Consider the following 11835-nt stretch of genomic DNA (forward strand, 5'->3'; position numbering starts at 1 on the left):
CAGCAGTTGATGTTGACATCAGTGTCGGCTTACTCTTTGGGCGGAGTTGCCGGGCCGTCAGCTAGGCCGTCAGCTAGGCCGTCAGCCGGGCCGTCAGCCGGGCCGATGCTGACGCAATCAAGTCCGAAAAGGGCGCCTTTGCTTTTCGGATTCTTCCCGACGACCTCCACTCGAAGTACATAGACGCTATCCACAGGATTAAACGTTCCGAGCACGATGGGGCGGTAAGACGTAGCCTTTTCGGCAGTGAAAAAATCCACGTTCTTCCCGACCGGCTTGCCGTTCACCGAAAAATTTAGAATGCCGTAGTCCTGGGCTTTTGTGGCGTGCAGCGTCAACGTCTCGGCCGCTGGACTCTTTGCGGGCACGGTACTCGACGCCGGAATACGGATCTCCACTACATCACCAATCTGGGCATTCTTGAACAACAATTGATTGTCCAAGTTCCATGATCCCTTGAGCTTCAACCGCTTCAAATTTTGCGGCCTGAGGACAATGTTATCGGACTTGGAGATAACAATCTCGGCGTTAATCTCCACTGCGTTCTTAAACGTGCTGGTGGTCTGTGCAGCGTCGGTGTCCGGCAGTGGCGGCACATTGAGAACCTCGGCCGCGTCCGGCTTGCGGTTCGACGTTGTGTCCGCGAAGCCATACCAATAGGCCCCAACCCCGTAGCCCATGTCGCAATCGCTCCAGGACCAGACTTCCATGTCCAGTTGCAGTGAACTGGCAAACGGAATCGTGTCGAGCGATCGGGTTCGAGTCTCGACGCTATAGCCTTGGGTGTTTCTCTCGTTCGTTGTTTTTCGGTTTAATTTGTTGTAAACGTTTGATCGTGGCTGTGCGTGGAACGGATGCTCGTAAAAATCGGTACTGACACCACCCCATGAATAGCCGTAGTAGTCCTCCGTACCGGTTCCGAAGATGGACGGAAACTCCTCACCATCGATCCAGATTTTCTCGTCACCCTCACCCCACCATTTTTCGACCGGATTCATGATCGTGAGCGTGTCGCCGACGTAGACGCCTCGTCCCTTGGTCGTGATGTAATTCCAATCCGAGTAAGGTCGGGTCGCGACGGGGTATTGACCGCGCCAGCCTGCGTGAAAATACATCGATCGGTCGTCCCACTGCCAATCGCTGACGTTCACATTCAACTGAGCATCGACAGGCATCTCTCCGAGATTGACCAACGATACCGCTGCGGATGTCTGATAGGGCATCACCCAACGACACGTCATCGTGCCGTCGTCAGTGACCGTGCGATACCAGCCCTCCAGCGGATTCAGGCCAATGCCGCTGCCGAAGAAGTCGCCAATCGGGCACCAGACGGTTTCTTTGCCATCGAAGTTAATCTTGAGCACAACCGACCGAGTGACCGCAGGATCGTCGTCGTCGGCAAGTTTCAACGACAGCTTGCGAATCGCAGCTTCGCTGCCGTGTAAATTGCCAGGTAAATCGATCGAATGCTCGGCTCCCGGAGCGAGCGTCTGATTGAATGAAATTGGCTCGCCCTGCCGAGGCAGTCGCGGATCGAGCAATGACTTGCATGTCGAGTCGATCGTTGCTTTCGCCTCGTGAAAATCATCCATCGTGAAGCTTTTTACGTTTACGTCATCGGCGTAATCGCGGTAGGTAAATTGAAAGAAAAAGGGGTGATCGGACATCGTCACCTTGCACCCTTTGGCGTAGGGGATCGGAAAAAACGAGACGGCGGATCGCAGGGACTGATGGGCCAATGGAAAGGGGATCAGTCCGTTGCCCTGAAAAAGATCGAACATATTCCCTTCCAAGGCAGGCTCGGAATCACCATCGAGATAGAAGCGGAGCGTGATGTTGGTCTCTGCCTTTGTTTGACTCCGCCACGGTGCCCAAAATCGCGTCAGCACACCGGGGCCTTCATGTTCCATCACCACCCATTCCTTACGGCCATGATTTTCTTCGATGCGGATGAAATTGTGGTGTCGGTCATCTGTGTTTCGATCGAAGTTATTGAACCAACCTTCGGTATCCTCCGGAGTTTTGGACGCCCGATTATAGCTGCTGTCTTGTCTCAGCCGAAAATCGTTCTCAGGGAACCGAGCAACCGAGTCTCGATCAACCATTTCGTTCAACAAAGATTCGATGGATACCGGCTGGGCGGCACGAACTGCGGAGAAGCCCAAGGCGGTTACAGCTAGGCAGCACCACGCAAAACTTTTAATGTTGCAAATTTTGTTCATTGGAATCCAATCATGGAGGTTCGGTTCGTTCTTGTCACAACGGCTTGTCGATTTAGTCGTGGGATAGGCTTCCAGCCTGCGTCTGCGTGGACGCAGGGAGATTAAATGGCGTGAATCATGACAGCCTACAAGTCTATCCCGTAGGCGTCCAAGCAACAGTTGGTTATTTCGCTGGAAACGGTCCTCTTACGCGTCTGGTTACTTCTCTCAACGTAGTGCTAGACAGGCTGCACACTCAGGATTTGGCCGGCTTTGATGTCAAGTCCTTGCGGAAATTCAATGACGGTGTTTGGACCGTCTTTCTGGATTCGGGCATCGATATCGCGGCCGTCAAGTGTGACTACGATCTTGCTGGCATGGGTTCCTGGCGCACCGTCAAGGGTTAACTCCGTCAAATGAAGCTTGCCGTATCGCAGTTCGATAGTGTTTTTCTGCTGACCGGCTTTGACGGTCTGACTGAAACGCCCCCAGCCTTCCGCGGTGGTAAAGGCGGCGCGGAAGTTGTCTTGCTGCATGCGTGGCCCGAAGGCGAGTTTGCCCTCTGGTCCGTCGTATCGATACCCGAGCACGGCCATGAAGGCGCTGTAGCTCGACATGGCGCGAGCGTAGTGATCGCTGCATTCGATCTCGTTGTACGGGTTGCGGTCGCGCGGCAGGTAGCGGTCGTAAATCGCCTTGCCGATCGCCAACCCTTTTTCGAGCATCCCTTCCCAGATCATGTGGGCGGCGACCTGCCATTCGAAGCCGGTCATGCATTCATTCAAATAGCCCGCATAGTTTTTTTTGCCGCTCTTCGGTTCGATCTTCCCATGGGGGAACGAGCACATCACCAGTCCCGCGTTGCCTTCGACTGCATACCACCGCCCATCGGTCATAACTTTTCGAAAGTCGCCCACGTTGGGTGAAAAATTGAATGTCCAAAGCGAGTCGAGCGCCCGGCGGATCTTGTCCTGCGGTAGAATTCGGTCGAGGCCCACGTTCCGTAGCCAGAAATCGCCAAACACCTGATCGATGTGGCAACCGTTGGTGGAGCCGTGCTTCTCCGTTTCTGCTTTTCCCGGCTTATGGATGAAGTAGCCAAAGTCGTCATTCCAGAGCATCTCAACCATCGCCGGAGCCCCTTTCGCGACGATCCGTTCATAGCGCTGGGCCACCATTGGCTGTTTCATCTGTCGCGCCATCACTGCTGACGCCTTGAGCGCGGCGTGGTACAGATTGATCAGCCAAGGCACTTGCCCGAACCAGGGCTCGTCCAGCGTGTTGTGCTGGGCACCGGCAAGCAGTCCGTTTTCGTCTGGATCCCATTTGCGGATGACGTGATCCATCGATAGCTTCGTACGGTCCCAAATGCTTTCCAGGAACCGATAGTCTGTGGTCATCTGGCTTTCGCGCAGGACACGCAGAATCGTTCCACATTGACCGTCGATGGCATCTTCGAATTTACCGATCGAATGACGAAAGTTGATCGCGCCGTCACTAGGCCTGAACCCCTTGCCGTATTCGACCTTGTCACGACATTCACGTTCGATGACCGGGAAGATTCGCGACAACCCCTGGGCATATTGCCAGACGTGTGTGCAGTTGCCCGGGCAGCAATTCACACCTTCGTCCAGGTTGTACATGCCGCCTTGCAGAGCCAACCGTTCGGCCACCTGAGTCTGCATGCAATTGATGGGAATAAACGTTCGCTCCAGGAACCAATAAGGCAACGTGGAATCGTACCAGGTATCGGCCCATGTCTGGGTCGTTGTATGCAGTTCCGTATCCCGCACAGCCACGACCCCGGCCGCATCCGTCGCCGTCGGCCACAACGTGGAGTAATGGTTGATGTCGGGTGCTCCCGGACGACGTCCGAACGCCGTGACATATCTTGCGTTGGGAAATCGCCAGGACAGTACAAAGGAAACGGTTTCCTCTTCGCCGGGCTCAAGCGTCAGTGTGCGCCCGATCGAGGCAAATCCCCTCTCGCTGAAGGGGCTTTTGTAAACCTCGTCGTCTTTCTCGCTGTGTTGCTTTGGAATAAAAAGCCCAGACGTGCCTGGCTCCGATCGTGTGATGTCTACGATGTCCGGCTTTTCTTTACCCAATAGCCCCAACGCAATGGATCCAAAATCCGTTGCCTTTTCAAACGGCGCTTCCGTTTGTTGGTTTGTGGGTTTTGTAGAGAACACGATGTGGTCGACGTCAATATGTCCCCATCCACGCGACGATGCGTCTAGGATTTCAATGTGCGCCTGCTTGCCGACCAGTGTTGTCACGTTCCAGGTGGACCATGCCATGGCGTCCGATTGCTTGCCCGCCGCGGAGCGAACTTTCTTTCCACTGACCCACAAGCTGATATTCAGTGACTTCTCGTCCCGTCCGCCGGCAATGAGGAAATTGATGAAGGGTTTTTCAATCTTAAATTCAGGTGAGGTCAGTTTGCCCTGAAGTTCATCGCTACCAGTCCAAGAATTGACCAAGCCCTTGCCTTTGAAACCGGACAATACCTGAATCGTGCGACCGCCTAAGGCCGGCGCATCGCCAAAAGCTTCGCCTTCCGCTTTCCAGTCGCCGTAATCGTCACCTTCAAAATCGGCGAACACCTCGGTTTGTTCGCCGCGGTTATCCATGTCAGCAGGTTTCGTCCAACATTCCACAGCAGACAGTCCATCTTGTTCGCTATACCGACTTAACCGGATGCCGTTTTTCCCCTGTCCGCTTCTGAAGTTCGAGAAGTTTTCGACGTGACCCGCGATGGCCGTCTTTTGGATCTGGTCCGAGTTGTTTTTGATCGTGTAACGCATCACGATCACCGGATAGCTGGAATCGTCGCGGTTCAACGGGATGAAGGGGGTGTACGCTTCCAGTTCAACGTCCACGGGACACGCCGCATCCGCATAGGTCACCCTCGCCATCGGATACCGGTTCGTGAAGACCACATCCTCAAAGCCGTTGGAATCCAGCGTGAAGACTCGCTGTTCGCCGTCACAGTCGACTTGCAACGCAAAGCCCTGATTCATGGGGGATTGGATCGTATCGGGATCGGTGAACCGGGGACCTTTCCCAGTATGTTTTGCATCTCTGTTGCCGTCCAGATTCCAATACCAGAGCCGACCGTCGCCTCCCAGATAAACTTGACCGGTGCAAATGCCGTTAATGGGCATTCCGATGAATTTGAGATCATCTCCGGTCGCGGTTAACGGTTCGCCGCGTGCATACAGACTGGCGATCCAATCACTGCCCAACTTTTTGTCAGAGGGAATGATCTTCTCAAAATCCTCCGCGGCAAAGGGACCTGCCATCACGCTCGCTTGACCCGCCATCAACATGCCAGCGGTCAGGCCCGTCGCCTTGATAAATCCACGCCGTCCGATCGACCGCGGCGCACAACTATCTGTTTCTCCACAGCAGGAACTCTCGACAAGGTTCAATGGGTATGTTGGTTTCTCGTTCATTTGTTGATCGTGCCTATGCTACTGTTCGACGGGTAAGGTTAAGCTACTTGGTTGTTCGTGGGGCGCTGAGCCACTGGTTAAGTTCAGCAGTCAACGAAGCGACCAGTTCAGGATGGTCGTCGATGACGTTTCGCTGCTCGTTCGGGTCGGCATCGATGTTGAACAGCTCCACTGCCTTTCCGCCGAGAGCGAGCAATTTCCATTTCCCTCGCATGGTAACTTCGGTCGCATACGGTTTGGGTTTTGGATAGTGGCGTTGAACCTTCTTATACAGGTCGAGTTGCCAGAAGACCGTTCCTCGCGCTTCGACGCTTGGCGGACGCTCGCCCTTCATGTGAGGCAAGAGGCTTTGTCCATCGATCGGCAACTCACTCGGCAGTTCAACTCCGGCCGCTTCGCAGAACGTGGGCAGCAGATCATTCGTGTGGCCAAACGCACCCGATGTTTGGCCGGCTGGAATCGTCGCCGGCCACCGTGCCACCATCGGTACGCGAAGTCCTCCGTCATGCAAGTCGGCCTTGCCGCCCTTCAATTCGCCGATGAATCCTTCGTACGCTGCTCCATTGTCGCTCGTGAAAAGAACGAGTGTGTTGTCGGCGATTCCCAGTTCGTCGAGCTTGCCCAGGATCTGGCCGACTTTGGCGTCCATGTGCTGCACCATCGAGCGGAAGCAATGCTGATTCTCGCTGATGCCGTCCACTGCGGTACCAGACCAATGCGGCTCTGGAGCAGGCTCATAGGGTTTATGGGGAACCAAAAACCACAAGTTGACAAAAAATGGTTTCGGGTCGGCAGAGAGTTTTTCGATCAGCTCGATCGCATAGTCGCCGTTTGCGTCGGTTAAGTGTTTTGAATAGTAGGGATCATCCTCGTTGACCTGTTGGTCGTTTCGGATGAGCACGGTTCCGCCTTGTCGAAAGAGCGTTCGATCTCGGCCCATGCGGCCGCGAACAGGTTGCTGTTCGATCTGCGTTTGATAGAAGTTGAAACCGTGCTGGCGCGGGCCAGGCTGATCGTCCAGTCGCTTCCCTTGTGCGTCGACATGCAGGCCACCCAGATGCCACTTGCCCACATGCGCCGTGTTGTAGCCAGCGCCGTTAAGAAGTTCGGCAACGGTCGTCGCCGACTTGGGCAGCCATCGATTCACGTCGTTGAAATGTTTCGTGATACCGAACCGCAGCGGATATCGACCAGTCAACACCGAAGCTCGCGTCGGAGAGCAGACTGCCGACCCAGCGTAGAACCGGGAAAATCGCATCCCTTCAATGGCAAGCTTATCAAGATGAGGCGTTTTTACTGCGGGACTCCCAAAGCAGGAGAGGTCACCGTAGCCAAGATCGTCTGCCAGCAGCAGAACGATGTTAGGGCGGTCGTTCGCGAACGCTTCACCTGTCCGGACCACCAAGCCAAGGGCAACACAGGCAATGGAAAGAAACGAAATACAAAGACGCATCTCATGGATCGTGACGTAATGAGGGGGGATTTTGTCAGAAAGCGTCTTCATTTCCGTTTCAATCACGTGAATCGTTCCTTTGCATCCGCGGCAAATCAATTTTTCAAGCTCCGCATACTACTTCTTTGGAAATCCGATGCGTTAGCGAGGGAAAACGTTGATCGCGATAGTTCGGGTCCGAACTTTGCGTCCGCATCCATCGCAATCGGTTCGAAAGCGACATCGCCTTTGACATCGTTCGACTCAAGGCAGTAGACAACCGGGCCTCGTTTGACGGCAACCTGATTGCGGATCTGTTCGGTACGTGGATGGCCCGCCAACAAACGCGTCTTCATTTCCAGGTTGAGCTCGATTGTATCGCCCGCTTTCCACTCTCTCGCAACCTTGGCATAGCTGCCAGACTTCGTTGCAAGCGACATCGACTTGCCATTGACCTGGATGGATGCCTTGTTGGCCCAGCCTGGAATCCGCAGCTTCAAAGCGAGCGCACGATCAGGAGCATCTTGAATCGTCAGCTGGATCTTGCCGTCCCACGGATAGTTTGTGGTCTCCTTGAACTTCAGCCCCAACGTTTTCAGAGTAGCATCACAATTGGCGTAATGATGCAGCCAAAGCGTGTCTTCGGAGGTCGAGAAGAGATAGCACTGATAGGCTGCGACGTGACGCAAGACATTGGTCGGGCAGCATATATGCCTTAATCCCGGCACATGACGTTCGTGGTAGTCATGGCTCCAGAGTTCATGTTCCTTGCCATGCCAGCGCAACGGATTGGTGTACGACCATTGTGCGCCGTCAAGCTCGACGCCGGAAAGAATCGAGTTGTACCAACTCAGCTCCATGATCTCAGCGTAGCGTGCATCGCCGGTAGCCTGTAGCATGCGCCAATTCCACATCATGTTACCGACCATCCCACAGGTTTCGTTGTAGGCATTGTGATTGGGCAAATCGTACGGCGTGGTGATTCCTTCGTGAATAGGTTCCCAGCGACAAACCTGCCGCTCGCCTTCGACGAAGCTGCGCGTGACCGGTCCTTTGTGAACAGGGCTCACGCCGCCGGTGATGTACATCTTCTTCTCCGTCAGGTCAGCCCATAGCCGCTCTAGACCTTAATCAAGCGAAGCTTGATTTGTAAACAATTGAAAAAACTCGAAAACCCTCGGCGCCTAACGCGTGTATTAGAGGTTACCACAACTTCAATCCACGCACGCAAACAAGGGTTTCGAGTGAACAATAAGCTACGCGGAAAAGCCAAAGCACGCAAGCAAAGAATGTTATCAAACACGCCCAGGCTCAGCGAGTCGTGGTGACCCTGCAGCAGAGCGAAACCATTATCTGTCTTGTCGTGAAAGATGATGGCATCGGATTCGACCAAAATCAGACATTCTCCAAAGCAAGAGCAGGTTCCGGCTTCGGCCTGTTCAGCGTCCAGCAGCGAATGGCGGACATGGCAGGTTCAATGGAAGTTGTCTCGGCTCCGGGCCAGGGCTGCACCGTGACCCTAACGCTACCAGTGACTCGAGAGCGAGACGCTTGCCAGTGATCAACTATCCCGGAGGGATCCAAGCCATTGGCCGGTATTCGAGCACGAGCGAATACCACCGGAATACGGTGACCTCAACGATTCATTCATCTCTCAGGGATGACAGCCGCACGGCTGCGATCCCTGTCGGGATCGGCGTGGCGCGGGCGCGACTGGACCCCAGGTGCGCTCCCGCGACCTGGGGCCAATCGCTGCGATCCCTATCGGGATCAACTATCTCGGAGGAATGCAAAGAGGTGGGCAAAAACGGTGGAACACTTTCCGCGCAAGAACCATCTCGGCTCCGATGTCGATTCCGCGCAGTCCTGACAGCGTCTTAACTATCCGTCGAAATCTCATTTTCCTGGGCCGTCTCCCTCGTTTTTCACTCCTTGTGAGTGATGGGGCATTTGGATCAACACTGTTCGGGTCGCTTGGGTGGAATTCAGATTGCAAGCGAGCAACAAGATAATCAACCGATCACGATCATAAAGGTCAAGTGAAAGATCAGGCGAACCTGATCGGTGTTCTCAATACCTTGCACCAAATGCGTATGACCATCCTGTCGGTGATTTGTGATCCTTGCAACGAATCGGAAGTCAATCTCTAAACGCCGTCGGGATTGCGGAATCGATATCGCCAAAGAAACAGAAAATTGACTATCGGTATCCAAGCCAAGAAGAGCAGTCATGTTGGTCTTATCACGGAAAGAGAACGATTCAATCGTCATCAATGGAAACATCACGATCGTTGTGGCGAGAATCCAGGGTGGGAAAGTTCGTCTTGGCATCGAAGCTCCGCAAGATGTTCCAATTCATCGACAGGAAGTCAAGAACGGACTGAACCGAGACACGACAGAGAAAACGCTTGGCGGCAGATAACCCTTACCTAGTATTATGACCGTTTTTCAGTTCTGAACTCCTTGTTTTGGTGATCTGATTGCGTCCGGTCTTGTTGTCACGTTAACGAACAGAACATACGTGCTCACCAGCAAAACCCATAACCCGAACAGCAATGCGATCCACGCAAAACCGGTGATGGCTAGCAGTAAAACCAATCCAAACACAAAGCCGGCCACCGATATCCATTTTGAAAGAACCTGAGTGCGCAGCCCGATCGTCGAAGTCACGAACATGAACACGGCCGCCATTCGCATGCTAAAGGTATTCATCAAGGCGTAGGCCATGCCTCGGCCAAATCGGTAGCTTTCGATGTGCTCATTAGCACCGCGAACACGATGCCGCTGATCGCGACCATTCGTGGTGGTGGAATCAATCGACTTTCGGGCGGTGTCGTCAAATCGCATCATTCAAAAAACGACTATCGACTATCAGGCATTTAGATCATCTGCAAAGCGGTGCCTTGCTTCAAACCTGCATCTTCTGATTCCTTGTGCCTGTCTGCTCACGGATTGTCTGGGACAACCAGCCAACGACGCGGTCTTCCATGAACCTGTAGAACGGATTATGACGACATCGAACAAACAGCGAACTGGACAACAGCAATGCACTCGGCTCGCCGCGCAAAGTTAGCGATCCCAGTGACAGGCCGGTGTCGGCAGTTGCCTCAGACGTTCCGTAAATTCGATCGTCCGATGGAATCGGTACAGCGATATGGGAAAGTGAAACAATCGATTCTGGCCAATACATATCCGTCGTTTGTTCTTCCCATGATTCCCCATCTCGTGTCTGCACCAGGACCTGCCGTGATTCTGGATTTGAGTTTCTCAACACGGAAAGCGTATACGGCAGGTCGGTTCTCTTGAGTTTGGGAAATATTTTCTTTTCGAACGACAAATTAAACAGGTTGCTAAGCCTGTCCACTCGATCAATATCGAATAGAAACAACTCACTCGACTCGGATTTCAGGCGATCAAACAATACGGTTATCAACTTGGGGACGACAACTGTAGAGTCCACCATCGATTGCATCGCGAGCACCGGTGGCATTTCAGCCATGCGGCCAGATTTCTCCAGCGTGGCAAGTTTCTTCTCTACCGTTTTCGTCATCGCCCATGCCTGGACGTTGGCATTCATTGGCCACGAACTAAATTTATAAGGATCAACTTCAGCGCTAATATTCGACCACTGTGCTTTCTTGTTCCGTGAAACCAGGGCGACGGTGTGGTAAACACGGGTGATCCTGGCCATCGGGTTAATTCCGATCATTGGCGAAAACAAAACGATGGCATCTACTTTGGGTAAGGAACTGTCTTCGAGGGAGCAAAGCGTATAATGAATACTTAAAGCGCCACCATTGGAGTAACCTCCCAGAATCAATGGGCACTCCTTCGGCAGCTCGGCGCGCAAACCCTGCATGGCGACCTGAACTGCGGCGGTCCAGTCCTGCCAAACCACTTTGGCAAGCGCACTGGGGCTCGTACCGTGACCCGGGACGCGCAGCCAGACTACCGTATATCCTTCGGCGTGAAGCCTCTGGCCCAGCGTTCTCAGCGAGTAGGGTGAATCGCTCAATCCATGTATCAGCAGCACGCCGCCAATCGGGTTGGCCGCTCGAAGCACATGGGATCGGTTCCAGTTACGATCAGCAATCGTTGCTGGATTACAAACCGAATCTTGATGATAGCGACTATAGTCCCCGGGCGAATGACTGGCCCAGGGCCCGTTGATATAGGCATCAAGTTCCTGAAACACGCGATCTTCCTGTGCAAGGTAGTCGTTAAAGCTATACCCGTCGATCGCGTCGGACGCCCTAAATTCGGATTCCGGTTTCTGAAGATGCCAGCCTTGTAGATCGGGTAGTGATTTCGCCAATCGCACCCATAAAAACAAGATTGCCATCGTCGCCAGAATGGCCGAGAAAATAAGATTCGCAACGACCAGCCCAATGATGCGATAGACTTGAAAATTCCATCCTCGATCGGGCATCGATTTTGCGAAGTCGTACCATTCGTAGATCAGCCACACGGGAGCCAGCGCGGCACCGATTAACAGTAACCACATCGCCAACCGCAGCAGCTTCGATCGTTTGGTCACCGTATTATTCATGTTGAAAATCGCCTTTGCTCTTGGTCGGCATGCTTGTTTTGCTTACTCAAGGATTTCGCGTGGTTACTATTATGTTATCCGAAACCTACGATCGAAAAAGCAATTCAAACGGCCCTACCACTCGTCAATGAGGATGACTCAACGTTTTGTCATATTCAATGTCTTCCCATTGTCAGTTCGTGCCGTTTCGCATGAC

The 11835-nt window shown here is 53.5% G+C and carries 9 protein-coding genes and 1 pseudogene; 2 read left to right on the forward strand and 8 right to left on the reverse strand.

Translation table 11 applies throughout. The annotated features are described in order from the left end of the window. Positions 1-29 precede the first annotated feature (29 nt). The 5 genes and pseudogenes from CA13_RS13810 to CA13_RS13825 all read right to left on the reverse strand — a co-directional run. The gene (locus tag CA13_RS13810) at positions 30-2105 is read right to left on the reverse strand and encodes a glycoside hydrolase family 172 protein (protein ID WP_146397552.1); all 2076 of its coding nucleotides are present in this window, start codon (positions 2103-2105) and stop codon (positions 30-32) included. A 335-nt stretch (positions 2106-2440) separates the two neighbouring features. After that, positions 2441-5659 carry a GH116 family glycosyl hydrolase gene (locus tag CA13_RS13815; RefSeq protein ID WP_419194323.1) on the reverse strand — a complete coding sequence of 1073 codons (3219 nt, stop codon included), beginning with the start codon at positions 5657-5659 and terminating at the stop codon, positions 2441-2443. A 43-nt stretch (positions 5660-5702) separates the two neighbouring features. Continuing rightward, entirely contained in the window at positions 5703-7112 is a 1410-nt protein-coding gene (locus tag CA13_RS13820; protein WP_146403647.1) for a sulfatase family protein, read from the reverse strand. 95 nt (positions 7113-7207) lie between these two features. Next, positions 7208-7447 (reverse strand): hypothetical protein, encoded by a 240-nt coding sequence (locus tag CA13_RS35110; protein WP_419195113.1) that lies wholly within the window; start codon positions 7445-7447, stop codon positions 7208-7210. Positions 7448-7456: 9 nt separating this feature from the next. Next, positions 7457-8203 (reverse strand): annotated as a pseudogene (locus CA13_RS13825) (beta-L-arabinofuranosidase domain-containing protein); the annotation flags it as partial. A 182-nt stretch (positions 8204-8385) separates the two neighbouring features. Between CA13_RS13825 and CA13_RS13830 the strand changes: the two are divergent. Continuing rightward, on the forward strand, positions 8386-8652 hold the full coding sequence (locus CA13_RS13830; protein WP_146403648.1) for a sensor histidine kinase: 267 nt from the start codon (positions 8386-8388) through the stop codon (positions 8650-8652). A gap of 451 nt (positions 8653-9103) precedes the next feature. Here the strand turns inward: CA13_RS13830 and CA13_RS13835 are convergent, their stop codons facing one another. Next, positions 9104-9322 carry a hypothetical protein gene (locus tag CA13_RS13835; RefSeq protein WP_146397556.1) on the reverse strand — a complete coding sequence of 73 codons (219 nt, stop codon included), beginning with the start codon at positions 9320-9322 and terminating at the stop codon, positions 9104-9106. On the opposite strand from CA13_RS13835, the gene CA13_RS13840 reads away from it, so the two are divergent. Then, the gene (locus CA13_RS13840; protein ID WP_146397558.1) at positions 9321-9512 is read left to right on the forward strand and encodes a carbon storage regulator; all 192 of its coding nucleotides are present in this window, start codon (positions 9321-9323) and stop codon (positions 9510-9512) included. The two genes, CA13_RS13835 and CA13_RS13840, sit on opposite strands and share 2 nt — an antisense overlap. Positions 9513-9538: 26 nt before the next feature. Here the strand turns inward: CA13_RS13840 and CA13_RS13845 are convergent, their stop codons facing one another. Further along, on the reverse strand, positions 9539-9940 hold the full coding sequence (locus tag CA13_RS13845; protein WP_146397560.1) for a hypothetical protein: 402 nt from the start codon (positions 9938-9940) through the stop codon (positions 9539-9541). 58 nt (positions 9941-9998) lie between these two features. Continuing rightward, on the reverse strand, positions 9999-11627 hold the full coding sequence (locus tag CA13_RS13850; RefSeq protein WP_419194324.1) for an alpha/beta hydrolase: 1629 nt from the start codon (positions 11625-11627) through the stop codon (positions 9999-10001). Positions 11628-11835: the final 208 nt, after the last annotated feature.

The organism is Novipirellula herctigrandis, from assembly GCA_007859835.1.
GTDB classification, from domain to species: domain Bacteria; phylum Planctomycetota; class Planctomycetia; order Pirellulales; family Pirellulaceae; genus Novipirellula_A; species Novipirellula_A herctigrandis.

What these genes read in the sequence shown, in the direction of transcription:
- CA13_RS13840 (WP_146397558.1), top strand. Translation starts at nt 9,321, where the DNA reads ATGTTGGTCTTATCACGGAAAGAGAACGATTCAATCGTCATCAATGGA.
- CA13_RS13845 (WP_146397560.1), bottom strand. Translation starts at nt 9,940, where the DNA reads ATGATGCGATTTGACGACACCGCCCGAAAGTCGATTGATTCCACCACC.
- CA13_RS13835 (WP_146397556.1), bottom strand. Translation starts at nt 9,322, where the DNA reads ATGACTGCTCTTCTTGGCTTGGATACCGATAGTCAATTTTCTGTTTCT.
- CA13_RS13815 (WP_419194323.1), bottom strand. Translation starts at nt 5,659, where the DNA reads ATGAACGAGAAACCAACATACCCATTGAACCTTGTCGAGAGTTCCTGC.
- CA13_RS13810 (WP_146397552.1), bottom strand. Translation starts at nt 2,105, where the DNA reads ATGGTTGATCGAGACTCGGTTGCTCGGTTCCCTGAGAACGATTTTCGG.
- CA13_RS13820 (WP_146403647.1), bottom strand. Translation starts at nt 7,112, where the DNA reads ATGCGTCTTTGTATTTCGTTTCTTTCCATTGCCTGTGTTGCCCTTGGC.
- CA13_RS35110 (WP_419195113.1), bottom strand. Translation starts at nt 7,447, where the DNA reads ATGAAGACGCGTTTGTTGGCGGGCCATCCACGTACCGAACAGATCCGC.